Source organism: Stenotrophomonas sp. IS26 (assembly GCF_054188265.1).
The window spans coordinates 135612-161881 of sequence record NZ_JBSZJV010000005.1; the positions used below are offsets into that span (position 1 = coordinate 135612).

A 26270-nucleotide genomic window follows, 5' to 3' on the forward strand; every position below is an offset into this window, starting at 1 on the left:
TCCAAGCGGGCGACATTCATCGTGCTGATACCCGTGGCGGTGCATGGTGAAGACCTGAACCGCCGCCGGGAGATCGCCATGTACCGCCCACGTCGCCTCGCCGCTGCCTTGCTGGTGCTGCTGCCGTTGACCGCGGCCGCGCAGATCGGCCCGCCGCCCACCCCCACCGCGACGCGGCCGGTGGTCACGCCGCAGCGCGCGCCACAGCCCCCGGCCGTGCAACCGGTGCCGGTCGACAGCCTGTCCGACAGGATGGCCCCGGTGAAGTCGTCCTCGCAGACCCAGCAGCAACTGCGCACGCACCCGATCCAAAGCAAAGGCCCGGCGCAGCCCGCACCGATGCAGGGTCCGGCCGTGCAGAGCAAGGTCTACGACCGCCACGGCCGGATCCTTCCGGGGGTCAAGCAGGTAGGCCCGAACCGCGTGCTTGATACCCGCACCGGCCGCTATTACGACGCCGTCCCCAGCGGTGACGGCCAACAGATCAAGCCCTGAGTGCTGGAGTGGCAGGCCGGCAACATGAATGGTTTACATCGCTGCCCGCGCAGTCATCCCCGTCAACGCAAGGCCTCACTGTTTTTTCGCCTGTGATTAACCGGATCGGCGGGACCCTGTACACGCGCCGCAACACAGGCGCATCCCCCGAGGTTTTTCGAGAAGAGTGCAATCATGGCTAACCAGCAGAACCGCAGTCCCGGCAAGACGCCGCAGGAGCAGCAGGGCAGTCAGCAACAGAACCAGAAGCCCGGCCAGCAGAACCAGCAGCAGTGGGACCAGCAGAATCAGAAGGGCGGCAAGCAGCAGGACCAGAAGCATCAGGACCAGAAACAGCAGCGCTGATGCGCTTGGCGCAATGAACGAAGGCGGTGCGCACATGCGCGCCGCCTTTTGCGTTTCAGCCACGCAGCTCAGCACGCGACCGGCTCAATCGGGAATCGGCAGGGTCAAGGTTTCCTTCACCTCTTCCATCACGATGTAGCTCTTGGATTCACGCACGTGCGGCAGGGTCAGCAGCGTGCTGCCGAGCAGCTTGCGGTACGAGGCCATCTCGCTGATGCGCGCCTTGAGCAGGTAGTCGAAGTCGCCCGAGACCAGATGGCATTCCAGCACATTGGGCAGCTTCAACGCCGCGCGCCGGAACTCTTCGAAGATGTCGCCGGATTTGTAGGCCAGGCTGATCTCCACGAACACCAGCAGGCTGGCCTTGAGGTAATGCGGATCGAGCTTGGCGTAGTAGCCGGTGATGGCCCCGTCGCGCTCCAGCCGGCGCACGCGCTCGGTGCACGGCGTGGTCGACAACCCGACCCGCTCGCCCAGTTCGGTGAAGGAGATCCGGCCCTCGGCCTGCAGGATGCGCAGGATCTTGCGGTCGATCTTGTCCAGTTCGCGGGCGCGCGTGGCCATCGGCGTCAGCCTCTCGAGGATGTTGGCGAGACAATACCCTGCCTGATGCTGGAAAAACAGGCGAATTGATTGGTTGCGGCTGACTATACTTCCTCAATTATGGTCCCGGCGTGCTCCTGCGCAGGGAATGATCGGGTTGGAGGGGTGTCATGCGCGTTCTAGTCCTTGGCAGCGGTGTGATCGGCACGACCAGTGCCTGGTACCTGCGGCAGGCCGGGTTTGAAGTCACGGTCGTCGACCGCCAGCCCGGTCCGGCGCTGGAAACCAGTTTCGCCAACGCAGGCCAGCTGTCGTTCGGCTACACCTCGCCGTGGGCCGCGCCGGGCGTACCGCTGAAGGCGGTCAAGTGGCTGTTCTCCGAACATGCCCCGCTGGCGATCCGCCCGGGCCTGGACTGGCACCAGTACCGCTGGCTGGCGCAGATGCTGCGCAACTGCACGCATGAGCGTTATGCGATCAACAAAGCGCGCATGGTGCGCATGTCCGAATACAGCCGCGATTGCCTCAACGAGCTGCGCCGAGAGACCGGTATCGCGTTCGAAGGCCGCGACCTGGGCACGACCCAGCTGTTCCGTACCCAGCAGCAGCTGGATGCCTCCGCGCAGGACATCGAAGTGCTGGCCCAGTACGGCGTGCCGTATGAGGTGCTCGACCGCGACGGCATCATCGCTTACGAACCGGCACTGGCGGGCGTGGCCGACAAGCTGGTCGGCGCGCTGCGCCTGCCGCGCGACCAGACCGGCGATTGCCAGCTGTTCACCCGTCGCCTGGCGCAGATGTGCGTCGATGCCGGGGTCGAATTCCGTTTCGACCAGGACATCGCGGGCCTGCAGAGCGATGGCGACCGCATCACCGGTGTACGCATCGACGGCACGCTGGAAACCGCCGATCACTACGTCGTCGCGCTGGGCAGCTATTCGCCGTCGCTGGTTGCGCCGCTGGGCCTGCAGCTGCCGGTGTACCCGCTCAAGGGCTACTCGCTGACGCTGCCGATCACGGATCCTGCGATGGCCCCGACCTCGACCATCCTGGATGAAAGCTACAAGGTGGCCGTGACCCGTTTCGACGACCGCATCCGCGTGGGTGGCATGGCCGAGGTGGGCGGGTTCGACCTGTCGCTCTCGCCGCGCCGCCGCGCCACGCTGGAGAAGGTCGTGCGCGACCTCTATCCGGACGGCGGCGACCTGTCGCGCGCCGAGTTCTGGACCGGCCTGCGCCCGGCCACGCCGGACGGCACCCCGGTGGTCGGCGCCACGCCGTACCGCAACCTGTTCCTCAATACCGGCCACGGCACCCTGGGCTGGACCATGGCCTGCGGCTCCGGCCGCTACCTGGCCGACCTGATGGATGCCCGCCAGCCGCAGATCAGCACCGAAGGCCTGGATATCTTCCGCTACACCCACCATGCCGCGTCCGTCCGTCACCGTGAGCCGAGTTCATGCGCCCAGCCCGTGCGTTGATTGATCTGGACGCGCTGCGCAGCAATTACCGGCTGGCACGCGAACTGGGAGGCGGCAAGGCCGTGGCCGTGATCAAGGCCGATGCCTACGGGCACGGTGCAGTGCGCTGCGCGCGCGCGCTGCAGGCCGATGCCGATGCGTTCGGCGTGGCCTGCATCGAGGAAGCGCTGGAACTACGGGCGGCCGGCATCACCGGTCCGATCCTGCTGCTGGAGGGCTTCTTCGATGCCGGCGAACTGCCGCTGATCGTTGAGCACGACCTGTGGTTCGCCGTTGGCGCACCGTGGCAGGTCGAGGCGGTGGCCGCGTTCCAGACCACCGCCACGCTCACCGTGTGGTTGAAGCTGGATAGTGGCATGCATCGCCTGGGCCTGTGGCCGGACGAGTTCCGCGCCGCGCACGCCACGCTCAGTGCGCTGGCGCATGTCGGGCCGATGGTGCTGATGACCCACATGGCGCGTGCCGACGAACTGGACAGCCCGCGCACCCGCGAGCAGGCCGACGTCTTTGCCGCCGCCATCGAAGGCTTGGCCGGGCAGACCAGCCTGTGCAACTCGCCGGCGCTGCTGGGCTGGCCGGAGGTGCGCAGTGACTGGGTGCGCCCGGGCCTGATGCTGTACGGGATCAACCCGATGCCGGCGCATACGGCGCTGACCGAGCGGCTGCGCCCGGTGATGACCATGCGGTCGAAAATCTTTGCCGTGCGCGACATCGCGGTCGGCGAGCCGGTCGGCTATGGCGCGCGCTTCGTCGCGCAGCGACCGACCCGGGTCGGCGTCGTGGCACTCGGCTATGCCGATGGCTACCCGCAGTTCGCGCCCAACGGCACCCCGGTGCGCATCGACGGCCAGTCCGGCATCGTGATCGGTCGGGTCTCGATGGACATGCTCACCGTGGATCTCACCCACCTGCCGCAGGCCGGGATCGGCAGCACGGTGACGCTGTGGGGCGATGCCCCGCGCATCGAGGCCCTGGCGCCGCTGTGCGGGGTCAGTGCCTACCAGCTGCCGTGCGGCGTGAAGCGGGTGGTGCGCGAGTACACCGGCTGAGGGGTGGCTCAGGTACTCGCCGTGGCCTCATTGCGCAGATCGCGCCGGATCCAATCATCCAGCAGGCGCTTCTCGTAGCGCAGCGGGTCGGTATCGCTCTGCCGGCCGATGTTGTGCAGGTAGCCGGTGTCCTGCAGCTTGCGCTCGCCTTCGCCGATCACCTTGCCCTGTGCATCCTTCAGGGTGTAGGTCAGGGTCACGCGCGGGGGGTAGATATCGCGCATCACCCGGATGTCATTGGCGCGCGGGCCGTGCCACGGCTCGTAATCGCCGGCGCGCTTGATGTCGGTGAAGGTCACCTCCAGCGTCTGGCCGGGCTGCAGCGCCTTGCTGGCGGTGGTCTGCACGTACTTGGCCAACTGCTGCACCCAGTCACCGCGTTCGGCTTCAAAGCGGTTGTTGCTCAGGCGGATCTCGGTGAACTGGGCCGGGTCGGTCCACGTCACCTGGACAGGACCCTCCGCCTTGAGGGCGCGCGGGGCCTGCGGGTCGGTCACGGTGCGCGGGGCCGCCGCGGCGCTGCCGATGAGCAGCAGGCCGGCCAGGGCCCCGGCGATCAGGGATGTGCGGTTCATGACAACTCCTGGGTCGCGATCACAAGTGGGATCAGGCACCCAGTGTGATCCTGATCCGGGTGAGGGACAATCCACGCGTGTATGCTCCGCCTCTGCGGTTGGCGCCAATTCACCCAGGCCGCCCCCGACCCACGGCGCTTGACGCTGCGAATACGCGCGTTGGCCGATCCTGTCCTCCTCTGTTTCGCCAGTTGCCTCATTGACGCCCTTGCCCAGCCTGCCCACCTCTACGTTGGAACGCGCCTCCTTCCTGGCTTCATCGCCGGATCCGGCCCTGTATCGCACGGTACTTGAGCGCCTGAATGCGGGGTTCTGCATCATCGAAGTGATCTTCGACGATGCCGGGGTGGGTGTGGACTACCGGTTTGTCGAGGTCAACGAGGCCTTTTCACGCAATACCGGGCTGAGCAACGTCTGCGGACAGCGGATGAGCAGCCTGCAACCCGGCCATGAATCCGACTGGTACCGCACCTATGGCGAGGTGGCGCGCAGCGGGCAGGCACGGCAGTTCGAGATGGAAGCGCGCGCGCTGAACCGGTGGTACTCGGTGGAAGCGGTCAGCGTGGGCGAGCCGGACGAGCCTCTGGTGGCCGTGGTGTTCTTCGACATCACCAACCGCAAGCACATCGAGGTGGAACTGGCCGAAAGCGAGGCGCGCTTCAGCGCGCTGGCCGATGGCCTGCCGATGCCGGTCTGGGTGCTGGATGAGCGCGGCCATTCGCGCTTCGTCAACAGTGCCTTCAGCGAGTTTTTTGGAGGCGATGAGCAGCGCGTGCCGGATGATGTCTGGCGTGGCCTGGTGCATCCCGACGATGCTTCGGTGTTCGATTACGAACTGCAGGAGGCGCTGAAATCGCAGCGCTCCATGCATGCGCTGGTGCGCGGCCGCCGCGCCGATGGCCAATGGCGCTGGCTGGAAATGAACGCCCGGCCGCGCTTCTCGCGCATGGGCCGTTTCATCGGTCTGGCGGGCAGCAGTCCGGATGTGACCGAGCGCCGCGAGATCGAAATGGCGCGCGAGGAACTGCTGCAGTCCGAACGTGCGGCGCGCAGCGCGGCCGAGAACATGGCGCGGTTGAAGGATGAATTCCTGGCCACGCTCTCGCACGAGCTGCGTACCCCGCTGACCACCATCCTGGGCTGGAGCGAACTGCTGCTGCAGCGCATCGACAACACCAGCCCGATGTACAAGGGCCTGGGCGTGATCGCCAACAGTGCGATGGCGCAGAAGCGGCTGATCTCGGACATGCTGGACCTCAGCAGCATGCTGCTGGGCAAGGTGCAGCTGGAAGTGGAAATGCTGGATCTGCGTGGGCAGCTGGAAGAGGCGATGCGCGCGCAGGAGCTGGTCGCCGAAGGCAAAGCGTTGTCCATGGAGCTGGTGATGCCTGACGAGCCCTGCCTGGTGCTCGGCGACGCCACCCGCCTGCAGCAGGTGCTGTGGAACCTGCTCTCCAACGCGATCAAATTCACCCCGGCCGAGGGGCGCGTGGTGCTGACCCTGGCTGCCGATGGCGGGCATTGGTCGATCACCGTGACCGATTCTGGTGACGGCATTGCGCCAGAGTTCCTGCGCCATCTGTTCAGCCGGTTCCGCCAGGCCGACGGCACCACCACACGCCGCCACGGCGGATTGGGGCTGGGGCTGGCGATCGTGCACCAGCTGGTGGAACTGCACGGCGGCGCGGTGGCGGCCAGCAGCGACGGCCACGGGCACGGGGCCAGCTTCAACGTGCGCCTGCCGCGCTATCAGCCGCAGGCCGATGGCCGCCCGTTGCGCGAAGTATTCAGCGGCCCGATCACGGAGCAGATCATTGAGCCGTATCCCCTCAAGGGCCTGCATCTGCTGGCCGTGGAAGACCAGCCCGAAGTGCTGGAGTACCTGCGGCGGCTGCTGGAAGAGCAGGGGGCCTCGGTCACCACGGCCTCCTCCGCCGGCGAGGCGCTGGCGCTGCTCAATGAGAATGGCCATGACGGCATCGATGCGCTGCTGACCGATATCGGCATGCCCGGCATGGATGGTTACGGGCTGGTACGCACCCTGCGCGACAACATGGGCGTCGAGCCGGAGGCATTGCCTGCTGTCGCGGTGACGGCGCTGGCACGTGCGGACGACCGCAAGCGTGCGTTGGCGTCGGGCTTCCAGGAGCATGTGGCCAAGCCGTATTCGGTGGCGCAGCTGGTCGCCGCTGTACGCGGTGTCCTGAGCGGTACGCGCTGAGTCCTGCGTTGGCGGCGTGTTGACGCCGCCGCGGGCACACTGGGGCGTACGCCACAGGAGTCGCCATGTCCCGTTACGCCCCCCGCATCCATACCGATCCGACCGCCATCGCGGCGCTGGAAGCCCTGCTGCCACAGCTGCACGGCCAGACCCAGGTCGAACTCACGCTTGAGGATGGCAGCCGCCTGCTGGGCACCGTCGCGGTGCAGCCGACGCTGCAGCAGTACCGCGACGCCGAGGAGAACGAAGGGAGCAATGGCCAACTGCGGTTGGACGATCTGGATACCCCTGTGCAGCAGCACGTGGTGTGGCTGGACCAGATCACCGCCATCCGGCAGCTGCCCTACCGCGAGTGATCGCGGCGGGCAGGTGCGGATGGGGCAGGGCTCAGTGGGTGAATTCGCTGGGTTCGGCCTCGAAGCGGCGCGCGTAGGCCCGTTCATCGGCGATCCGGGCCACCTCTTCATCGGCCAGGTCCGGGGCGCCATACACCGCATAGGCCACGCTGCCATCGGCGGTCTTGCCGACCTGGTGCAGGCGGTAGCGGGAATGGCCGCCGCCGGTGTCTTCGGGGTAATGCACCGGTGGCTGGCTGCCCTCCATGTCCATCTCGCTGTTGTCGACTACGCCACCGACAAACAATGCACGCATGAGCCATCTCCACGGGAAGTGAGGCTCCACCCTGCCGGTTTGGATGTTGTCAGGGCATCAACAGGACGTTGAATAAACGCAAATCCGGGTGGGGCGGGGCGAACCGGTAGAATGGCGGCCTCTTTTCAAGATGTGCCCCCGCATGGCTGCCCAGCACGACGCTCCCCTGGAAACCCTGTTCCTGCCGTTCGCCAGTGGCGCACTGTCCTGGCCGGCCGGCCCCGTGCTGTTCCTGCGCGCCCGCGATGGCGCACCGCTGCGCGAGCACGCCCAGCCGGCGCAGCTGGTCTGCGAGCAGAGCTTCCGCCCGTTCGCCGACGCCTTGGAAGCCAGTGGCTGGACCGTGCGTGACGAGCAGCAGCTGGCCGGCGATGCCACCCGCTACGCCGTGGTGCTGGTGCTGCCGCCGCGCCAGCGCGAGGAAGCCAAGGCCCTGTTCGCCCGTGCGCTGGCCCTGACCGCCCCGGGCGGAATCGTGGTGGCCTGCCAGCACAACAACGAAGGCGCCCGCTCCGGCGAAGGCGACCTGCAGCAGCTGGCCGGCCTCGGCGGCAAGCTGACCAAGAACCACTGCCGTGCCTACTGGACGGCGCCGCTCAACGGCCAGCACGACGCCGCGCTCGCGCAGCGCTGGGCAACCCTGGACGCGCCGCGCGCGATCCTTGGCGGCCGCTTCCAGAGCCGCCCGGGCATCTTCGCCTGGGACCGCATCGATCCCGCCTCGGCGCTGCTGGTGGAGCAGCTGCCGGCCGATCTGGCCGGGCGTGGCGCCGATCTGGGCGCCGGCTTCGGTTATCTCTCGGCCGAAGTGCTGGCGCGCTGCCCGAACGTGACCGCGCTGGACCTGTATGAGGCCGAAGGCCGCGCGCTGGCGCTGGCCCGCGAGAACCTCGCCGCGCTCGGCAAGCCGGCGGCGCTGGCCTATCACTGGCAGGACGTCACCGCCGGGATCGAGGGCGAGTACGACTTCATCGTGACCAACCCGCCGTTCCACACCCCGTCGCGCGCGGATCGCCCCGACATCGGCCAGCGCTTCATCGCCGTGGCCGCGCAGGCGCTGCGCCCCGGGGGCCGGATGTGGCTGGTGGCCAACCGCCACCTGCCGTACGAGCAGATCCTCAACGAGAGCTTCGGCCAGGTCCGCGTGGCCGCCGAGCGCGATGGCTTCAAGCTGATCGAAGCCACCAAGGCCAGCAAGAGCGCCACGCCGGTCCGCACGCCGCGCAGCACCGAGCCGAAGTGGGGCCGCGGAGGCCGCGCATGAAGCTGGTCAAGCTGTTGGCCAACCTGGGCTATGGCAGCCGCAAGCAGGTGCAGGGGATGTTCCGTGCCGGCCTGATCACCGATGCCGAGGGCGAGGTGCTGTACGCCGATGACGCGGTCGCGCATGAGGCGATCCGGGTCGAAGGCGAGCCGCTGGACCCGCCGCAGGGGCTGACCCTGCTGCTGCACAAGCCGCGCGGCTACACCTGTTCGACCAAGGACAAAGGCCGGCTGATCTACGACCTGCTGCCACCGCGTTACCGCGACCGCGCGCCGGTGTTGTCTTCAGTGGGCCGCCTGGACCGCGACACCAGCGGCATGCTGCTGATGACCGACGATGGCGCGCTGCTGCACCGGATCGTGTCGCCCAAGTCGCGCCTGGACAAGGCCTACGAGGTCACCCTGGCCGAAGACCTGCGCGGTGATGAAGCCGCGCGCTTCGCCAGCGGCGGTCTGCTGCTGGAATCGGACGACAAGCCGTTGCTGCCGGCCGAGCTGCACGTGAACGGCCCGCGCCAGGCGCAGCTGGTCCTGCACGAGGGCCGCTACCACCAGGCCCGCCGGATGTTCGCGGCGGTCGGCAACCACGTCGAGGCGCTCCACCGCAGCCGCATCGGCGGGCTGTCGCTGGGCGAACTGCCTGAAGGCGAGTGGCGCAGGCTGAATGCGGCCGATCTCGAGACGCTGTTCAACGTCCCATGAGTGCTTTCGCCGCGCTGCCGTTCCTGCCCGACGCCGTCATCTTCGACATGGACGGTCTGATGATCGACAGCGAACGGGTCTCGATCGCGTGCTGGTCGCAGGCCGCACAGGAACTGGCGCTGCCGTTCCCGGAGGGGTTCTGGCTGCGCATGGTGGGCCTGGGCGATCGCGACTGCGAGCGTCTGCTGCTGCAGACGGTGAATGCCGAGCAGGTCACCGCGCTGTTCGCGCGCTGCCACGACCTGTACGAAGCGCGCACGCAGCAGGGGCTGCCGCTGCGCCCCGGCATCCTGGAGATCCTGCAGCTGCTGCACGAGCACGGCGTTCCGCGTGCGGTGGCTACCTCCACCCGCCAGCCGCGTGCCTCGCGCAAGCTGGCCGCCGCTGGGCTGCTGCCGTTCTTCGAGGTGGTGGTGACCAGCAGCGATGTGTCCCATCCCAAGCCCGCCCCGGACATCTACCTGCTGGCCGCGCAGAAGCTGGGCAAGGACCCGGCGCGCTGCCTGGCGCTGGAAGATTCCCCGGCCGGTATCCGCGCGGCGGTGGGTGCGGGCATGACCGCCATCCAGGTGCCGGACCTGGTGCATCCGGATGAGGAACTGCGTGCGCTGGGGCATCGCATCGTGGATTCGCTGCTGGATGCACGGCAGTTGTTGGTGCCGCTGCTGCCGGTGACCGGCGCGCGGTAACGAACGGCGTTGCCCGTTTGGACCACGAAAAAGCCCGGCACATGGCCGGGCTTTTTCATGCGGACACAGGCTGCAGTCAGAGGCGACTGAACACCAGCGCCGCATTCGTGCCGCCAAAGCCGAAGCTGTTGGACATCACGGTGTTCAGCTGTGCCGGCTGCGTCTCGCGCACGATCGGGAAGCCTTCCACCAGCGGGTCCAGCTCGCCGATGTTGGCCGAGCCGGCAATGAAGCCATCGCGCATCATCAGCAGGCAGTAGATCGCTTCGTGCACGCTCGCCGCACCCAGCGAGTGGCCCGACAGCGCCTTGGTCGAGGACAGCGGCGGAATGCTCTCGCCGAACACTTCACGCACCGCCTTCAACTCGGTGACGTCGCCCAGCGGGGTCGAGGTGCCATGCGTGTTGAGGTAGTCGATCGGGGCGGTGATGTGCTCCATCGCCATGTTCATGCAGCGCACCGCGCCTTCACCGGAGGGGGCGACCATGTCGGCACCGTCGGAGGTGACGCCGTAACCGACCAGCTCGGCATAGATGCGTGCGCCACGGGCCACGGCGTGGTCGTAGTCTTCCAGCACCAGCATGCCGCCGCCACCGGCGATGACGAAGCCGTCGCGGTCCTTGTCGTACGGGCGCGAGGCCGAGGCCGGGGTCTCGTTGAAGCGGGTCGACAGGGCGCCCATCGCATCGAACATCACGCTCATCGACCAGTGCAGGTCTTCACCGCCACCGGCGAACATCACGTCCTGCGCGCCATGGCGGATCAGATCCGCGGCGGCGCCGATGCAATGTGCGGAGGTCGCGCAGGCGGCCGACAGCGAGTAGCTCAGGCCCTTGATCTGGAACGCGGTGGCCAGGCACGCCGACACGGTGGAGCACATCGTGCGCGGCACCATGTACGGGCCCACCTTGCGCACGCCACGGGCGCGCAGGATGTCGGCCGATTCCACCTGCCACTGGCTGGAGCCGCCGCCGGAGCCGGCGATCAGGCCGGTCCGCGGGTTGGCGACCTGCGCCTCGTCCAGGCCGGCATCGGCGATCGCATCGCGCATGGCGATGTACGCATACGCCGAGGCATCGCTCATGAAGCGCTTCACCTTGCGGTCGATCTGCGCATCCAGGTCCAGCTCGATGTTGCCGCCGACATGGCTGCGCAGGCCGGCTTCGGCATGATCGGGCAGGTGGCGGATGCCGGCGCGGCCTTCACGCAGTGCCGAGGACACGGTGTCCAGATCGTTGCCCAGGCACGAGGTGATGCCCATTCCGGTAATGACGACGCGACGCATCAGAAGTTCTCAGTGGAAGTGAACAGACCTACACGCAGGTCTTTGGCAGAGTAGATTTCGCGACCGTCGACGAGCATGCGGGCGTCGGACTGCGCCATCACCAGCTTGCGGTTGATGACGCGCGAGATGTCGATTTCGTAGGTAACGCGCTTGGCGCTCGGCAGTACCTGGCCGGTGAATTTGACTTCGCCGCAGCCCAGGGCGCGGCCACGGCCGGGCGCACCGATCCAGGTCAGGAAGAAGCCGGTCAGCTGCCACATGGCATCCAGGCCGAGGCAGCCAGGCATGACCGGGTCGCCGAGGAAGTGGCAGTCGAAGAACCACAGGTCAGGGCGGATATCCAGTTCCGCGCGTACCATGCCTTTGCCGTGTGGGCCGCCGTCCTCGCGGATATCGGTGATGCGATCGAACATCAGCATCGGATCATTGGGCAGGCGGCCGCTGCCCGGGCCGAACAGTTCACCGCGGGCGCTGGCCAGCAGCTGGTCGCGCGAGAACGCGTTGAGACGAGTCATGGAAAACGCAATCCTGAGGAAGTTGTCATCGGGGTGAGCCGACCACAGGTCGACTGCTCTTGCATGAAGCAAGTGCTCAAGAGTGCATGAGAAAAAGTGATTCAATCAAACGTTTTAACCGTACGCCGCCGTAGTGTTTTCAGGTTCAAAAACGCATGTTGTTGTTATCCAACAACCATACTGCGGCGTGTGGCTGTAATCTTGTTCATCTGAATTCGAGTGCCAACGCCCGTGTCCCGCCCCCGCAAGATCATTCACGTCGACATGGATGCGTTTTACGCGTCCGTGGAGCAGCGTGACGACCCTTCGTTGCGGGGCAAACCGGTGGTGGTGGCGTGGCGGGGCATGCGCTCGGTGGTGTGCGCAGCCTCGTACGAGGCGCGTGTGTTTGGCGTGCGTTCGGCGATGCCTGCGGTGCGTGCGGAGCGGCTGTGTCCGGATGCGGTGTTCGTGCCGCCGGATTTCGCCCGCTACAAGGCGGTGTCACGCCAGGTACGCGAGATTTTCCTGCGGCATACGGATCTGGTGGAACCGTTGTCGCTGGATGAGGCCTATCTGGATGTGACCGAGCACAAGGGCGGGATGACGGTGGCGACGGAGATCGCGCAGATCATCCGCGCGCAGATCCGCGAGGAGACGCAGCTGACGGCGTCGGCGGGGATCGCGCCGAACAAGTTCCTGGCCAAGATCGCCTCGGATTGGCGCAAGCCGGACGGGCAGTTCGTGGTGCCACCGCATCGTATCGAGCAGTTTCTGACGCCGTTGCCGGTGAACCGTGTGCCGGGCGTGGGCAAGGTGATGGCAGCGAAGCTGGCAGAGCTGGGCGTGGCGACGGTGGGTGATCTGCGTGCGCTGCCGCTGGAGGAACTGGAGGCGCGGTTCGGGACGTTTGGGGGACGGTTGTTCAATCGTGCGCGCGGTGTGGATGAGCGGCCGGTGGAGCCGGATCAGCCGGTGCAGTCGATCTCGTCGGAGGATACGTTCGCCGAGGATCTGTTGTTGGAGGATCTGGCGCCGGCGATCGTGCAGTTGGCGGAGAAGACGTGGCTGGCGACGCGCAAGACGGACCGCGTGGGGCATACGGTGGTGTTGAAGTTGAAGACGTCGCAGTTCCGGATCATTACGCGCAGTTTTACGCCGGAGTCACCGCCGGATTCGGTGGAGGCGCTGCGCGATATTGCGTTGGGGTTGCGGGCGCGGGTGGAGTTGCCGTTGGAGACGCGGTATCGGTTGGTGGGGGTGGGGTTGGGGGGATTCCGGGAGCGGGAGGTGGTTCGCCAGCCGGGGTTGTTTGACCATCTTGGTGATGGCTGACGGTTTTACTGTTTGCGGCAACGGCAACGGCAACGGCAACGGCGGATGCGCTGGTGTTCGGGTGATGAGGGTTTGGGACGACGCGGGTGGGGTACCGGGACCCGCTGCAAGTACGTCCCTGTAAGCTCGTGTGTTGCCATCCATGGCAACACACGGTCCCGATACCCCACCCGCGTCGTCCCCCCGACACAGGTCGGTGCGCAGAGAGGAAACGCCTCGCGCTTTTCAATGTGCGCAATGACGTTGGGCTTCTACGAATGCGCCCTTACGGCCACTGCATTTCACCCTTGGCTACTTTCGCGCTCAGTTCCAGTGAACTCTCGCCGGCCAGGGTCGGATAGCGCTTTTTCATCGCGGCGATGAGTGCGTTGGCATCTTTTCTGCGTGCGGTTTCTTCGTCGAACGCGCGGATGTAGTTGGCGGTGAAATCCACGGCGCTGATGTCCAGGGCGGCATCGGCTGCGTAGTGGCCCGGGATGACGCGGGTGGGGTTCAGTGCCTTGATGGTGGCGAGGGTCTGCAGCCAGTGCGCGTGTGATTGGGCGCTTTGGGTGTCGGCCATCCAGACGTGTTCGCCGGCGACGATGGGGATGCCGCCGAGGAGGGTGCGCAGGGCGGGGATCCACAGGACGGTGCGGTCCGGGCTGGGGCCGGTGAGGCCGATGATCTTGATCGGTTGGCCTTCGAGGGTGAGGGTGTCGCCGTCCAGCGGTTCGGGGACGACGATGCGGCTCGGCTTGCCTGCGCCCATCTGGGGGCCCCAGAACGCGAGTTTGGCGGCCTGGGTGGCGTTGATGTGGGCGACGGTGGAGGGGGTGGCGAGGATGCGGGCGTCGGGGAAGGCGTCCTGCAGGGTGGCCAGGCCGAAGTAGTAGTCGGGGTCGCCGTGGCTGATGTAGATCGTGGTCAGGCGTTTGCCCGAGTCACGGATGCGCTGGACCAGCTGCGCGGCATCGGTGGCGGCGAACTGGGCATCCACGAGGATGGCGTCGTGGCGGCCGGTGATCAGGGTGGAGGAAACCGCGAAGAGGGCGTCGTCTCCGGGGTGGTAGGGCTGCACTGCCAAGGGGGCGTCCTGCGCGGGTGCGTTCGCGGCGGGGCGGGCAGGGCTGGTGACCGGGGTGAGGGCGGTGAGGCCGGTGATCAGGGCCAGGCTGAGGGCCAGGGTGGTGCGGGAGAGCGTGGGCATGGGGGCGGTTCCATCCAGGGCCCCGGCGGGGATCGCCGGGGCGGGCAGGGCTCAGTAGGCGACGGTGGCGATCTGGCGCAGGTACTGCGGGGTTTCGATCTCGCTGACGAAGGCGTCGGCGTAGTCGGGGTAGCTGATCCGGCTGTGGCCGTCATCGCCGACCAGGAAGTTCTTCGCCTGGGTGCGGAAGCCGCCGCGCTGCGGGCCGGGGCCGATTTCGGCGGCCGGGGAGTAGAAGGTCCAGTCGAGGTCGTCGATGGCGCGCAGCTGCTTCAGCGTCTCGCGGGCGGCCAGGGCGACCGGCTTGTAGGCGTCCGGGAAGCCCTCGGTGTCCACCAGCTGCACACCGGGGGCGACTTCCAGGCTGCCGGCACCGCCGACCATGATGAAGCGGGGCACGCCGGCCTGGCGGGCGGCGGCGACCAGAGCGGCACTGGTGGTGGTCACCGTGCTCGGGGCATCGCCCGGGCGCGGGCCGAAGGCGCTGGCCAGGACGTCATGGCCGGCGATCACGGCGGCCAGCGCGTCGGTGTCATCCAGCGCGGCCACGGCCAGCTGGGCGCCGTCCAGTTCCGCCGGGAGGTCGGTTTCACGGCGGACGATGGCAGTGACCTGGTGGCCGCGGGCGAGGGCCTGGCGGGTGATTTCACGGCCGATGTTGCCGGTGGCACCAACGAGAGCGATTTTCATGGGGGAAGGTCCGTTGAGGAAGGAAGGCCAGCGTATGCCCCTGGAATCGAACGAAAAACCGCGTATAACGGCCTAATTTGTTGCACGGATCGATCAAATGGACCGGATGACGGCGATGAACGTGTTCGTCGAGGTGGCCGAGCGTGGCAGCCTGACCGCTGCGGCCGAGGCGCTGGAGATGTCGCGGGCGATGGTGACGCGCCATCTGGCCGAGGTGGAGCGCTGGCTGGGCGCGCGGCTGCTGCACCGGACCACGCGCCGGATCAGCCTGACCGGGCCCGGAGAGGCGGCGCTGCTGCGCTTCCGGCAGATGCTGGCGATCGGCGATGAACTGCACGCTGAGCTGGCCACTGACAACCCCGAGCCACACGGGCTGATCCGGGTGACCGCGAGTGTTTCTTTCGGGCAGCTCCACCTGGCGGCAGCGGTGGCCGAATTCGTCAAACGCCATCCGCTGACGCGGGTGGAACTGCTACTCGTCGATCGGGTGGTGAATCTGGTGGAAGAGCGGGTGGACATCGCCGTACGCATCTCGCGCGCGATCGACCCGAGTCTGATCGCGCGCCATCTTGGGCCGTGCCGGTCGGTGTTGTGTGCGGCACCGTCGTACGTGGCCGAGCGCGGTGCGCCGGGCACAGCCGATGCACTGGCCGCGCATAACTGCCTGACCCACCATTACGTCGGCAAGAGTGTGTGGCACCTGCAGCGCGACGGACGGCAGATCGCGGTGGCGGTGGGTGGCAATATCAGCGTCAACGAAGCATCGTTGCTGCTGGAAGCCGTACGCGCCGGGGCGGGTATCGCCATGTTGCCGATGTACCAGATCGCGCCGCTGCTGCGTTCGGGCGAGCTGGTGGCCGTGCTGCCTGACTACACGGTGGAGACGCTGGGGCTGCACGCCGTGTACGCCTCGCGCCGGCAGCTGCCGACGATCATGCGCAGCTTTCTGGATTTCCTGGTGGAGCGTTTCAGCAGCCCGCAGTTTCTGGCGCTGCTCTGAGTCCCTGGGGTCAACGGCGCATGAGCAGAGCCGTGGCGGTGCCGCCGTACAATGGGGCTCCCACGTCGTTGAAGTGAGTGTCGTCTTGTCGTATCCGTATCCGTTGGTGGTGTTCGATCTGGATGGCACGCTGGTGGACAGCGCGGCCGATATCGCCGAAGCGCTCAACCGCACGCTGCAGGACTGGCAGTTGCCGCGCGTGCCGGAGGCGACGGTGTTGACGTGGATCGGTGATGGCGTGCGTCGGCTTGTCGAGCAGGCGTTTACTGCGGCCGGCAGTGATATCGATCTGGACAAAGTGATGCCCGGTTTCATGCGGCACTACGAGGAGTGCCTGTTGCGCAGCCCGCGCCTGTTTGATGGCGTGACCGAGACGTTGGCTGCCTTGCGCGAGCGTTCGGTGACGCTGGCGATCTGCACCAACAAGCCCTCCGCACTGGTGGCGCCGCTGCTGCAGCATTTCGGTCTGCAGGACGTGTTCGCACTGGTGCTGGGTGGGGATTCCCTGCCGGAGCGCAAGCCGAGTGGTGCGCCGTTGCGGCACATCGCGGCGCACTTCGACGTGGCCGTCGAGGCCGCATTGATGGTGGGCGATTCGATCACGGATTACCGAGCGGCCGTGGATGCTGGCATGCCGGTGGCGCTGGTGCGCTATGGGTATCCGCGTGGGCTGGACCTGGACCACGTCGAGGCGGTTGCCGTGGTGGATGATCTGCGGGAATTGCTGGTGTTGTAAGGCGTTCGAGCGTGTGCCGACCAACGGTCGGCACCTGCCAGGTTCAATGATTGTGCCGACCAACGGTCGGCACCTAGCGGGGGGGTGGGACGGCGGCAGTGCCGCCGTCCAGATCCCTTATTTCGGCTGGTAACGCACGCTCAGACGGTACTCGCGGCCGGGCTGGTTGTACCAGGCGACGGTTTCGTACTCGCGGTCGAAGACGTTGCTGACCCGGCCCAGTACAGACCAATCGCCGGTCAGGGCGTATTCCAGGCGCAGATCCACGGTGCCGTAGCCGCCCAGGCGCACGGTGTTGGCCGCATTGTCGTACCGCTTGCCGGCGCCGTTGGCGGTGAGGCCGGCGCGGAAATCACCAACGCGGCGATCGACGTCCAGGCGCGCAGTGTTCTGTGCGCGGCGGGCCAGCCAGTTGTCGAACTGCGCGCTGCCGTCGGTACGGTTGCGCGGGTCGGTGTGGCTGAGCTGTGCGTTGAGGTCGAACCCGGCGACGGTGATCGCACCGGTCAATTCGGCGCCGCGGATGCGGGCCTTTTCGACCTGCGACATCATGAACGTGGTGGCATCGTAGGTGATCAGGTCATCGATGCGCGTTTCGTACACATCCAGGCCCCAGCGCCAGCCGTCGCCCTGCTGGGCGATGCCGATGTTCGCGCTCTTGGATTTTTCCGGGTCCAGGGTCGGCACGCCGCTCCACGGGTCGTAAAGGTCGCTGAAGGTCGGGGCCTTGAACGCGGTGCCGTAGCTGGCGTTGAGGCGGAACCCGCTGCCCAGCTCCAGGCCCCAGCCGAGGCTGCCGGTGGTGTGGTTGCCGAACTGCTCGTTGTCGTCGTTGCGCACACTGGCCTGCAGGTGGTGCGCGCCGAAGCGGCCTTGGTACTGCACGAACACGCCGGTGTTGTCGCGGCTGTCGACCAGGTAGCCGGCGCTGCTGCCGTCCAGGTTGTCCTGGCTCCAGTCCACACCGGCGCTCAGCAGCTGGCCATCAGCGATGCCGATGTCGGCCTGCACCGAGGCACTGTCGCGGTGGGTCTGTGCATTGCCCAGCCAGGTATCACCGTTGAAGTTGTCCGATTCGTTATCGGCGCGACCGACGTTGACCGTCAGGTTCAAGCGCTCGCTCGGCGTGTAGCGCAGCTTGCCGCCGAGTACCTGCTGCAGCGTTTCGGAGTAGTTGTAATAGCCGTCGTAATGGTTCTCGCCTTCGGCGCGCAGGGCGGTGCCTTCCACGCTCAACGTGTCCGTCAGGGCATAGCCGCCGCGCAGGCTCATGGACAGGTTGCGGTAGCCATCGCGGTCGGGCTCGTCGGCGCCGCAGCCGGCGAAGGGCGACACCGAGCCACGGCAGGCGTTGATGCCATCGGTGTGCTGGTAGGCGATGTCGGTGCCGAACCAGCCACGCTCACCGCTGCCGCCGAAGCCACCGCTGGCCTCGCGCAGGCCGTTGCTGCCACCGCCGAGCTGCAGGTGCGGCGCGAACTGGCCGGCGTTGCGGCGGGTGAAAATCTGGATCACGCCGCCGATCGCATCGGCGCCGTACAGGCTGGACTGCGGGCCACGCACGATTTCGATGCGCTCGATCTGTGCCAGCGGCAGATCCTGGATCATCGCCAGGCCGAGGTCGCCCGTGTTGATGCGCACGCCATCGACCAGCACCAGGGTGTGGGCCGAGTTGGTGCCACGCAGGAACAGCGAGCTCTGCTTGCCCAGGCCGCCGCTGTTGTTGAGGTTGATGCCGGCACGGCCGCGCAGCAGATCCTGCAGCGACGGCGCCTGGCTGCGCTCGATCTCGGCGCGGTCGATCACCTGCGCCGGTGAGATGCTGTCCTGCAGGGCGATCGGGGTACGCGTGGCGGTGACCAGCACCTGGTCCAGCGCGGTGGCGTCGTCCTGTGCGGCGGCCAGCAGGGGCAGGGCCGAGAGCACGGCCAGGGAAAGAACGCGGGTTTGCAGCTTCATCGATGACTCCATGCACCGCGCACGCCCGCGCGGCAAGGGGTGGGGATGATCACGCTGCAGGGAGGTTCGACGGTGGGCGGGCGCACGCAGGCGCCTGCTTGCCGCCGCCATGCCCGCCGCATCGCAACCAGTCGTCTTCCAGGCCGGTCTCCGGGCTCGCGGGTCGATGGCCGTGCCATCGTGCCAGGCGCCTTCCCATGCCGGAGCACAGTGGCGTATTGCCTGGTGTTTCCACGCTTACCGTTGCGGGGGCAGCGCCGGAGTGGCGGCGTGGCACAGGGCCCGACGCGTCACCGGCTTCCCGTTTCAACCTGGCGGCATTGCAGCCCCAGGTCACCTGAAAGTGGGCGCAGTCTAAGCCATCGGCCGGGCCCATGGAGCGCACCGGTTAGAATGCGCCTCGCTTTTTCGATGTGATCTCCATGACCCCAACGTGGTTGCAGCACCCCGGCACCGACGCCCGTGACCCGCACCGGCCGGCCGCAGCGGGCAGCAGACGGGGCGCGGCATGATTCTCGATCTGATCCGCCACGCCAGCACCAGCCGCGACGACCATCTTGATGGCCGCACCGATCCGCCGCTGCACGAGGGTGCGACCGAGGCCCTGTGCGCGCGCTACGCCGGGCTGTCCTGGCAGCGTGTGCTGTCCTCGCCACGGCAGCGAGCGCTGTTGACCGCCGAGGCATTGGCCTTGCCCCACGCGGTGGACGTGGAGGCCGATGAGGAATGGGAAGAACTGGATTTCGGCGACTGGGACGGGCTCGCGCTGGAGGCGCTGCCGATGGATGCGCTGTCAGCGTTCCATCTGGACCCGCACGCCAACCCGCCGCCGCATGGCGAAAGCTGGGGCCACTTCGAGCGCCGCATCGCGCGTGGACTGCACCGGCTGCTGGATGAGCCCGAGCCGGTCCCGACCCTGATCGTCAGCCATGGCGGACCGCTGCGGATGGTGCTGTCGCAGGTATGCGGCCTGCCGATGGCGATGTGCTGGGCGCTGCGCATCGATCACGGCACGCGGCTGCGCCTGCGCGTGGAGCGCGAGGACGACCGGCTGTGGGGCGAACTGCTGGAGCTGCAGCAGGTATGAGGCGCGCGGCTACCGACGGTGTGTCGGTAGCCGTGGATCAGCGGTTGTCATCGTCCATCTCGAACGGCGGCGCTTCGTCGCCGTCATCGTCGCGATGCTCCACGGTGCGGTCGTAGACCGGGCCGGAGGCGGGCGGCGCCTTCTTCAGCGGCTGGTCGGCGATGATCGCTTCGTACTCGGCCACCAGCACGGTGCGGCGCGCCTCCGGCAGTTCCTGCCAGTGGCAGTCCTGCAGCGCACCTTCCAGCGAGTAGAGCAGGTTCAAGCTGGGCTTGAAGCCGGCGCGGCGCACTTTGACGAAGGCACCGACCGCGCCGACCGCCACCAGATCTTCCGGCGTACGCAGACCGACCTGGCGCAGCCATGCTGCGCTCTTCGGGCCGATGTTGCGCAGCTTGACGCCACTCATCCCAAAGCCTCGACGAACACCGCGGCGATGGCTTCCAGCCCGGCCTGGTCCTCGGCATCGAAGCGCGCCAGCGAGGGGCTGTCCAGATCGAACACGCCGACCAGCTCGCCGTGGTGGACCAACGGCACCACCAGTTCCGAGCGCGAGGCCGAGTCGCAGGCGATGTGGCCCGGGAACGCATCGACGTCTTCGATACGCTGGGTCACCCGCTGCGAAGCCGCGGCGCCACACACGCCCTTGTCGAGTGGAATGCGCACGCAGGCGGGCAGACCCTGGAACGGGCCGACGACCAGCTCCTTGCCATCGAAGAAATAGAAGCCGACCCAGTTCAGGTGCGGCAGGGCGTGGTAGACCAGCGCCGACAGGTTGGCCGCATTGGCGATGCGGTCGCGCTCGCCGTGCACCAGGGCGCGGGCCTGGGCCAGCAGCTGGCCGTACTGTTCCGGCTTGCTGCCGGTGAGCGTGGAGGTATCGAACATGGCCGCAGTCTACCAAGCGCAGCGGTTGGGTGCCCCCGGGGCCGGCCGAACACAGCGGACCGCACCGCAGCGCTGCCGGGACGGCGGATAATGGCGCGTTTCCGCCCCCGGTCGTCCCCATGCCCCTGCCTGCGCCGCGCCCTGCCGCCCTGTTCGTCACCGGTACCGACACCGGCATCGGCAAGACCTTCAGCAGCTGTGTGCTGCTGCATGCCCTGCGCCGCCACGGCGGCACCGCGGTGGGCATGAAGCCGGTCGCCAGTGGCTGCGAGCGCACGCCCGAGGGCCTGCGCAACGAGGACGCCACGGCCCTGCTGGCCGCCAGCATGCCGATGCCCGCATATGACGACCTCAACCCGTTCGCGCTCGAGCAGCCGCTGGCCCCGGAGATCGCCGCGGCGGAGGCGGGCGTGCAACTGTCGCTGGCGCCGATCGAGGCCGCCTTCGCGCGCCTGCGCGCCAGCGCGGACACGGTGGTGGTCGAGGGCGTCGGCGGCTGGCTGGCGCCGCTGTCGGCCAGGCTGGACCAGAGTGATCTGGTGCACGCGCTGGCGCTGCCCGTGGTGATGGTGGTCGGGCTGCGGCTGGGCTGCCTCAACCATGCGCGGCTGACTGCCGAGGCGATCGCGGCCCGTGGCGCGCGCTGCATCGGCTGGATTGCCAACGACGTGGACCCGAGCATGGCACGCCGCGACGAGAACGTCGCACTGCTCACCGCGCGGCTGCCGATGCCATGTTGGGGGCGCCTGCCGTATGCGCCGGGCTTGGACCCGGCCCGCCTGGCGGACCGGCTGGTGTTCTGAGTGTCAGGTGCCTGCGCGCGTCTGCAGGGCGGTCGCCAACCGGCCGACCGTGGCGATCGCGCCGAGGAAACGCGCGTCGAGTTCCTGGCAGCATGACAGGCGCAGGCAATGCCGGTAGCGGGCACCGCGCGAGTACACCTGGCCGGGCATGAACACCACGCCCTCGGCCAAGGCCTGCTCGAACAGCTCCCCGGCATCGATCGCGGCAGGCAGCTCCACCCACAGCAGGAACCCGCCGGTAGGCTGGGTGGCCGACGTGCCGGGCGGGAAGTGCTGCGCGATCAGGCCACGCACGTGGCTGACCTGGTCGCTGTAGAGCCGACGCAAGCCCCGCAGATGATGCTCATAGTTGCCGGCCTCCAGGAACGCGGCAACCGCGTCCCCGAGCAGGCGTGATTCTGCGCCGGAAGAATGGAACTTCAGCAGCTGGATATCGGCGGCGAAGCGGCCACCGTCGAGCCAGCCGATGCGGTAGTCCGGTGCCAGCGTCTTGGAGAAGCCGCTGCAGACCATGATCCAGCCATCGCGGTCAAAGCTCTTGGCCAACGGCTCCAGCGGTTCCTTGAACTGCAGTTCGGCGTAGACCGCGTCTTCGATCAACGGCACCTGGTAATGGTTCACCAGCGCGGCAAGGCGCTGCTTGTTCGGCACGGGCATGCTGCCGCCGAGCGGATTGTGCACGGTCGGCATGGCCATGATCGCGGCGATGCCGCCGGCGGCGAGCAGCGCTTCCAGTGCATCCAGATCGAGTCCGTCGCGCGGATGGGTGGGCAGCTCGATCGCGCGCAGGCCCAGGCTGCGCAGCAGCGGGTAGATGTTGAAGTAGGAGGGCGCTTCGATCGCCACGGCATCGCCGGGTTGGGTCACCACGCGCAGCGCAAGCTGCAGGGCTTCCATCGCGCCATGCGTGAGCACCAGCCGGTCCGTGGTGGTGTGCAGCCCCAGCCGTGGCCCACGCTGCACGATCTGCGTCAGCAGCCGTGCCGCACCGTTGGGACGTGCGTAGGTCTCCACCGTGGTGGCGGCCCGGCGCAGTACCTGCGCGGTGGTGCGTGCCAGCTGGGCACCGGGATAGAAACGCTTGCCGCGCGGGCCGGCGAACGCCAGATCGACGATGTCCGGTTGCTGCTGTGCGGCCAGTACGCGGGCCATCATCGCCTGCTGCGAGGGTGCGGTCGGTGGTGAGGGCGCCTGCCGCAGCGACTGGGTCGGTTCGGGCAGGCGCGGGCTCACCACGAAGCCCGCCTTGGGCCGCGGCAGCACCAGCCCGGCATCTTCCAGCTGCCGATACGCGGCGATCACCGTGTTGAGGCTGAGGCTGCGCTGTGTCGCCAGGCCGCGCAGCGACGGCAGCCGGGTGCCGACCGGCAAGCGACCACTGCGGATCGCATCGGCCATTTCATCGGCCAGGGACTGGTAGAGGTTGGTCGCCATCGGCATCTGCATCCACGGGTATCTGTAACCGTGCGGATGCCAGCCATCTGCATCTGTATCCGCCTCGGGACGCAGCCTACCATGGGGCTCGATGACTTCCCTCGCGCACGGCAGAGCGATGTGTGCCGTGCGTCTTTTCTTCTGGTTCCCCGCGTGATCAGCGCGCCGAAATGGTGGTGCTCACCAGGCGCGGCTGCTCGCGGTACAGCGCCGGGTACTGCTGCTTCAGCGCGGCCACCTTGGGCAGGTCGTTGATCCGGATGTACAGCGATTCCGGATGCAGCGTGAGGTAGTTCTGGTGATACCCCTCGGCGGCGAAGAACGGCTTGCCGCCATCGACCTGGGTCACCACCGGCGCGGCGTAGGTCCTGGCCTGCTGCAACTGGGCGATATAAGCGCGGGTGGCATCGCGCTGCGCCGCGTCGTCGGCATAGACCGCCGAGCGGTACTGCGTGCCTCGGTCCGGGCCCTGCCGGTTGAGCTGGGTCGGATCATGCGCCACCGAGAAGAACACCTGCATCAGTTGGCCATAGCTGACCTGGGCCGGATCGTAGGTGACCTGCACCGCTTCGGCATGGCCGGTACCGCCGCCGCCGACGCGCGGGTAGGTGGCATTCGCCGCACTGCCGCCGATGTAGCCGGAGAGCGCGTTGTCCACGCCCTTGATGTGCTGGAACACGCCCTGCACACCCCAGAAGCAGCCACCGGCGAATACCACCTGTGCACGCTTCACACCGGGTTGGCGCAGGTCGGCCTTGCCGGCAGGTGGCGGCATCGCCGCGGCTGTGATGGCTGCGGCGGCGTGTGCCGGTCGATCCAGACCCAGCACCACGCTGGCGGTGAGTGCCGCGATAGCGACAGCGATGCCGCCTGCAACGAGTTTGTCGACTGCGATCTTCATGCGATGGCTCCTCACCCAAACGTAAAGGCGTAGGCGTGCACGCCCGGATCGAGGAACTCGATCTCGAAGGTGCGCTCCTGCACGGCGCCGGACTGGCGGATCAGCTGATACAGACGGTTTTCATCCACGCGGCCGTCGCCGTCGGCGGAGATGTCTCCACCGGCCGCAGCGCCGGGCGCCTGCCCGTCGATGCGCACGCGGAACCGGACCGGCTTGCCGTCCTCGCCCGGCGCCAGTACCAGGTGCAGGTCGCGCGCATGGAAGCGGAAGGCGATGCGGCCGCCGCGTGTCTCCAACCGGGCGTCTTCGTTGCCCACGGTCCAGCGTCCGGCCAAGGCCCACTGGTTGTGTTGAAGCGTGGCAGGCACGGTGTAGTCGGCAGGCTGGTCCTGGCGCTGGCCACCGGGGGAGGCGAAGTTCTCGGCACGCGCATGGCCGAGGTAGGTCTCCGGTGATTTGAGGTTGCTCATGTCGGCCTGGCGCGCCACGCCGTCCAGCGTCATCGCGACCGGTGCATCGTCACCGGGCAGGATGTTGCCGGCCTCGCGCAGCAGCTGGCGGATGATCTGCTCGGACTGCGCGTAGTTACCCTCGCCGAAGTGATGCGCGCGGATCCGGCCCTGCGCATCGATGAAGTAATGCGCCGGCCAGTACTTGTTGTTGAAGCCGCGCCAGATGGCGAAGTCGTTGTCGATCGCGACCGGGTAGGTGACCTTCAGGTCCTCCACCGCCCGCTGCACGTTGGGGAGATTGCGCTCGAAGGCGAACTCCGGCGCATGCACGCCGATCACCACCAGACCGTGATCGCGATAGCGCTCGGCCCACTCACGCACGTAGGGCATCGCGCGCAGGCAGTTGATGCAGGAGTAGGTCCAGAAGTCGACCAGCACCACCTTGCCGCGCAACGCCTGCGCGTCCAGCGGCGGGCTGTTGAGCCAGCCGGTCGCACCGGCCAGCGAGGGCAGGGTGCCTTCCACCGGCAGCGGCTGCCCAGGGGCACCGGCGGTGCTCATCATCGCCGCACCGGCCGCGGGCTGCTGCGCCGGAAGTACATCGAGCAGGCCCTGCTCCAGCTTGGCGGTGCTGACCGTGGAGAGCCGGGTCAGCACGCCGGTATCCCACCCCATCGCGATGGCGACCACCGCCAGCAACGCGGCGATGCCGAGCCCGCGGCGCACCCACTCCCCCACGCCGAGGCGGCGCTTGAGCGCGGCGAACACGCGCCCGCCGATCCAGATCGCCAGGGCCAGCGAGGTGGCCGCGCCCAGTGCGTAGGCCAGCAGCAGCCCGCTGGTGCCGACGCTGGCGCCCTGCAGCGCCGCGCCGGTGAGGATCAGGCCGAGGATCGGCCCCGCACATGGCGCCCACAGCAGGCCGGTGGCGATGCCGATCAGCAGCGAGGTGCCCACGCCCCCCCGCCCCGCGTCACTGGCCGCATCGGCCGAGGCGCTGAGCCGTGCGCCCAGCCGCTGGAACGGCGACAGCAGGCGGTCGGCCAGCGCCGGCCACAGCAGCGCCAGCGCGAACACTGCCATCACCACCAGCGCGATCCAGCGCCCGATCTGGTTGGCCTGCGCCACCCATTGGCTGCTCACCGCCGCCAGGCTGGCGACCACGGCGAACATCAACGCCATGCCGATCAGCAGCGGCAGGCCACTGCGCAGGAACGGGCGGTCCGAGCGGGCGAACACGAACGGCAGCACCGGCAGGATGCAGGGGCTGAGGATGGTGAGCACGCCACCGAGGTAGGCCAGCACGAGCAGAAGCATGGAGAGGTCCTTCTATGACGCAGGGGAGTGCGGCGCTCAGGCCGCGACGAAATTCATGGCCACGCCGTTCATGCAGTAGCGCAGGCCGGTGGGCCGCGGGCCGTCATCGAACACGTGGCCGAGATGACCACCGCAGCGCCGGCAGTGCGCCTCGACGCGGACCATGCCCAGGGTGGTGTCGCGGTCTTCGCCGACGGCATCGTGCAGCGGCGCCCAGAAGCTTGGCCAACCGGTGCCGCTGTCGAACTTGGTGGAGGAGGAGAACAACGGCAGCGCGCAGCCGGCACAGCTGAAGGTGCCACGCCGATGCTCTTTGTTGAGGGGGCTGCTGAACGGCCGCTCGGTACTCTGCCGCCGCAGCACGCTGTACTGGGCGGGCGTGAGCTGCTCGCGCCACTGCGCATCGCTGCGCATCACCTCGAACTGGCGTGCGGGTGCGGCGGGCGCCGCCGGGGCAGGGTTGCTGCAGGCGGTCAGGCCAAACAGACCGGCGGCGGCCGTCATGCCACCTATTCCAAGCACTTTGCGACGTGTGAAGCGCATGACCGATCTCCGGGCACGGGGACGATGCGGCCATGCTGCGCCCGGCCCGGTCAACGAATCCTCACGCAGGGTTAAATTTTCCGTGACACATTCAGGTCGCGATCCGTCGACAATGCCGCCATGCCCTCCTGCCGCCCCCTGAG

28 protein-coding genes and 1 riboswitch are annotated in these 26270 nt (G+C 67.8%); of the genes, 14 read left to right on the plus strand and 14 right to left on the minus strand.

Translation table 11 applies throughout. The features are described 5' to 3' along the window. Positions 1-78 precede the first annotated feature (78 nt). Together ACW6W5_RS07015 and ACW6W5_RS07020 are read left to right on the plus strand one after the other, a co-directional pair. On the plus strand, positions 79-495 hold the full coding sequence (locus tag ACW6W5_RS07015) for a classical arabinogalactan protein 4 (RefSeq protein WP_121042837.1): 417 nt from the start codon (positions 79-81) through the stop codon (positions 493-495). A gap of 174 nt (positions 496-669) precedes the next feature. Next, a complete protein-coding gene (locus ACW6W5_RS07020) occupies positions 670-840 on the plus strand; it encodes a lana protein (protein WP_121042445.1) in 171 nt (56 codons plus the stop codon). A gap of 84 nt (positions 841-924) precedes the next feature. Here ACW6W5_RS07020 and ACW6W5_RS07025 read toward each other — a convergent pair whose 3' ends face one another. Beyond that, positions 925-1404 carry an Lrp/AsnC ligand binding domain-containing protein gene (locus ACW6W5_RS07025; RefSeq protein ID WP_046272909.1) on the minus strand — a complete coding sequence of 160 codons (480 nt, stop codon included), beginning with the start codon at positions 1402-1404 and terminating at the stop codon, positions 925-927. Positions 1405-1553: 149 nt separating this feature from the next. Here ACW6W5_RS07025 and ACW6W5_RS07030 point away from each other — a divergent pair, with 149 nt between their 5' ends. Next, positions 1554-2864 carry a D-amino acid dehydrogenase gene (locus tag ACW6W5_RS07030; protein ID WP_152153028.1) on the plus strand — a complete coding sequence of 437 codons (1311 nt, stop codon included), beginning with the start codon at positions 1554-1556 and terminating at the stop codon, positions 2862-2864. Beyond that, entirely contained in the window at positions 2843-3913 is a 1071-nt protein-coding gene (gene alr, locus ACW6W5_RS07035) for an alanine racemase (RefSeq protein WP_121042450.1), read from the plus strand. Before ACW6W5_RS07030 ends, alr begins: the two co-directional genes overlap by 22 nt. Before the next feature lie 8 nt (positions 3914-3921). On the opposite strand, the gene ACW6W5_RS07040 is transcribed toward alr, so the two are convergent. Further along, positions 3922-4488 (minus strand): DUF3016 domain-containing protein, encoded by a 567-nt coding sequence (locus tag ACW6W5_RS07040; RefSeq protein WP_152153029.1) that lies wholly within the window; start codon positions 4486-4488, stop codon positions 3922-3924. A gap of 217 nt (positions 4489-4705) precedes the next feature. Between ACW6W5_RS07040 and ACW6W5_RS07045 the strand changes: the two genes are divergently transcribed. Both ACW6W5_RS07045 and ACW6W5_RS07050 read left to right on the plus strand, forming a co-directional pair. After that, the gene (locus ACW6W5_RS07045) at positions 4706-6709 is read left to right on the plus strand and encodes a hybrid sensor histidine kinase/response regulator (RefSeq protein WP_226956657.1); all 2004 of its coding nucleotides are present in this window, start codon (positions 4706-4708) and stop codon (positions 6707-6709) included. A 65-nt stretch (positions 6710-6774) separates the two neighbouring features. After that, a complete protein-coding gene (locus tag ACW6W5_RS07050) occupies positions 6775-7065 on the plus strand; it encodes a DUF3247 family protein (RefSeq protein WP_152153031.1) in 291 nt (96 codons plus the stop codon). Between the two features lie 31 nt (positions 7066-7096). Here ACW6W5_RS07050 and ACW6W5_RS07055 read toward each other — a convergent pair whose 3' ends face one another. Continuing rightward, a complete protein-coding gene (locus ACW6W5_RS07055; protein WP_121042458.1) occupies positions 7097-7360 on the minus strand; it encodes a hypothetical protein in 264 nt (87 codons plus the stop codon). A 142-nt stretch (positions 7361-7502) separates the two neighbouring features. Here ACW6W5_RS07055 and ACW6W5_RS07060 point away from each other — a divergent pair, with 142 nt between their 5' ends. The 3 genes from ACW6W5_RS07060 to ACW6W5_RS07070 are packed head-to-tail and all read left to right on the plus strand — an operon-like array spanning position 7503 to position 10014. Further along, positions 7503-8624, plus strand: coding sequence for a class I SAM-dependent methyltransferase (locus tag ACW6W5_RS07060; protein ID WP_152153033.1), 1122 nt, complete (start codon positions 7503-7505; stop codon positions 8622-8624). After that, on the plus strand, positions 8621-9325 hold the full coding sequence (locus tag ACW6W5_RS07065; RefSeq protein ID WP_152153035.1) for a pseudouridine synthase: 705 nt from the start codon (positions 8621-8623) through the stop codon (positions 9323-9325). Before ACW6W5_RS07060 ends, ACW6W5_RS07065 begins: the two co-directional genes overlap by 4 nt. Further along, entirely contained in the window at positions 9322-10014 is a 693-nt protein-coding gene (locus ACW6W5_RS07070) for an HAD family hydrolase (RefSeq protein ID WP_152153037.1), read from the plus strand. Before ACW6W5_RS07065 ends, ACW6W5_RS07070 begins: the two co-directional genes overlap by 4 nt. Before the next feature lie 76 nt (positions 10015-10090). On the opposite strand, the gene fabB is transcribed toward ACW6W5_RS07070, so the two are convergent. Then, positions 10091-11299 (minus strand): beta-ketoacyl-ACP synthase I, encoded by a 1209-nt coding sequence (gene fabB, locus ACW6W5_RS07075; RefSeq protein WP_121042466.1) that lies wholly within the window; start codon positions 11297-11299, stop codon positions 10091-10093. Continuing rightward, positions 11299-11814 (minus strand): 3-hydroxyacyl-[acyl-carrier-protein] dehydratase FabA, encoded by a 516-nt coding sequence (fabA, locus tag ACW6W5_RS07080; protein WP_070471641.1) that lies wholly within the window; start codon positions 11812-11814, stop codon positions 11299-11301. Before fabA ends, fabB begins: the two co-directional genes overlap by 1 nt. Before the next feature lie 231 nt (positions 11815-12045). On the opposite strand from fabA, the gene dinB reads away from it, so the two are divergent. Continuing rightward, positions 12046-13128 (plus strand): DNA polymerase IV, encoded by a 1083-nt coding sequence (gene dinB / locus ACW6W5_RS07085; protein ID WP_152153039.1) that lies wholly within the window; start codon positions 12046-12048, stop codon positions 13126-13128. A 265-nt stretch (positions 13129-13393) separates the two neighbouring features. Here the strand turns inward: dinB and ACW6W5_RS07090 are convergent, their stop codons facing one another. Together ACW6W5_RS07090 and ACW6W5_RS07095 are read right to left on the minus strand one after the other, a co-directional pair. Continuing rightward, positions 13394-14317: an MBL fold metallo-hydrolase gene (locus tag ACW6W5_RS07090; protein WP_152153041.1), complete on the minus strand. Its 924-nt coding sequence runs from the start codon at positions 14315-14317 to the stop codon at positions 13394-13396. A gap of 51 nt (positions 14318-14368) precedes the next feature. Next, positions 14369-15007 carry an NAD(P)-dependent oxidoreductase gene (locus tag ACW6W5_RS07095; protein WP_152153043.1) on the minus strand — a complete coding sequence of 213 codons (639 nt, stop codon included), beginning with the start codon at positions 15005-15007 and terminating at the stop codon, positions 14369-14371. A 97-nt stretch (positions 15008-15104) separates the two neighbouring features. Between ACW6W5_RS07095 and ACW6W5_RS07100 the strand changes: the two genes are divergently transcribed. Continuing rightward, the gene (locus tag ACW6W5_RS07100) at positions 15105-16007 is read left to right on the plus strand and encodes a LysR family transcriptional regulator (protein WP_152153045.1); all 903 of its coding nucleotides are present in this window, start codon (positions 15105-15107) and stop codon (positions 16005-16007) included. Positions 16008-16092: 85 nt separating this feature from the next. Beyond that, positions 16093-16743, plus strand: a complete 651-nt coding sequence (gene gph / locus ACW6W5_RS07105) for a phosphoglycolate phosphatase (protein WP_152153047.1) — start codon at positions 16093-16095, stop codon at positions 16741-16743. Between the two features lie 117 nt (positions 16744-16860). Here gph and btuB read toward each other — a convergent pair whose 3' ends face one another. Continuing rightward, positions 16861-18702 carry a TonB-dependent vitamin B12 receptor gene (gene btuB / locus ACW6W5_RS07110; RefSeq protein ID WP_152153049.1) on the minus strand — a complete coding sequence of 614 codons (1842 nt, stop codon included), beginning with the start codon at positions 18700-18702 and terminating at the stop codon, positions 16861-16863. Positions 18703-18826: 124 nt separating this feature from the next. Continuing rightward, positions 18827-19058: riboswitch (cobalamin riboswitch) on the minus strand. A gap of 152 nt (positions 19059-19210) precedes the next feature. Here btuB and ACW6W5_RS07115 point away from each other — a divergent pair. Continuing rightward, the gene (locus tag ACW6W5_RS07115) at positions 19211-19789 is read left to right on the plus strand and encodes a histidine phosphatase family protein (protein WP_152153051.1); all 579 of its coding nucleotides are present in this window, start codon (positions 19211-19213) and stop codon (positions 19787-19789) included. Between the two features lie 37 nt (positions 19790-19826). Here the strand turns inward: ACW6W5_RS07115 and ACW6W5_RS07120 are convergent, their stop codons facing one another. Further along, positions 19827-20198 (minus strand): TfoX/Sxy family protein, encoded by a 372-nt coding sequence (locus tag ACW6W5_RS07120; protein ID WP_121042482.1) that lies wholly within the window; start codon positions 20196-20198, stop codon positions 19827-19829. Continuing rightward, on the minus strand, positions 20195-20677 hold the full coding sequence (locus ACW6W5_RS07125) for a GAF domain-containing protein (RefSeq protein ID WP_121042484.1): 483 nt from the start codon (positions 20675-20677) through the stop codon (positions 20195-20197). The genes ACW6W5_RS07120 and ACW6W5_RS07125 overlap by 4 nt, the downstream gene beginning before the upstream one ends. Before the next feature lie 119 nt (positions 20678-20796). On the opposite strand from ACW6W5_RS07125, the gene bioD reads away from it, so the two are divergent. Continuing rightward, on the plus strand, positions 20797-21480 hold the full coding sequence (bioD, locus tag ACW6W5_RS07130; RefSeq protein WP_152153053.1) for a dethiobiotin synthase: 684 nt from the start codon (positions 20797-20799) through the stop codon (positions 21478-21480). A gap of 3 nt (positions 21481-21483) precedes the next feature. Here bioD and ACW6W5_RS07135 read toward each other — a convergent pair whose 3' ends face one another. The 4 genes from ACW6W5_RS07135 to msrB form a co-directional block, all read right to left on the minus strand. Continuing rightward, on the minus strand, positions 21484-22914 hold the full coding sequence (locus ACW6W5_RS07135) for an aminotransferase-like domain-containing protein (RefSeq protein ID WP_226956653.1): 1431 nt from the start codon (positions 22912-22914) through the stop codon (positions 21484-21486). A gap of 157 nt (positions 22915-23071) precedes the next feature. Further along, positions 23072-23815: a peptide-methionine (S)-S-oxide reductase MsrA gene (gene msrA, locus ACW6W5_RS07140; RefSeq protein ID WP_121042490.1), complete on the minus strand. Its 744-nt coding sequence runs from the start codon at positions 23813-23815 to the stop codon at positions 23072-23074. Between the two features lie 11 nt (positions 23816-23826). Next, the gene (locus ACW6W5_RS07145) at positions 23827-25584 is read right to left on the minus strand and encodes a cytochrome c biogenesis protein DipZ (protein ID WP_152153057.1); all 1758 of its coding nucleotides are present in this window, start codon (positions 25582-25584) and stop codon (positions 23827-23829) included. A gap of 36 nt (positions 25585-25620) precedes the next feature. Further along, a complete protein-coding gene (msrB, locus tag ACW6W5_RS07150) occupies positions 25621-26127 on the minus strand; it encodes a peptide-methionine (R)-S-oxide reductase MsrB (protein WP_152153059.1) in 507 nt (168 codons plus the stop codon). Positions 26128-26270: the final 143 nt, after the last annotated feature.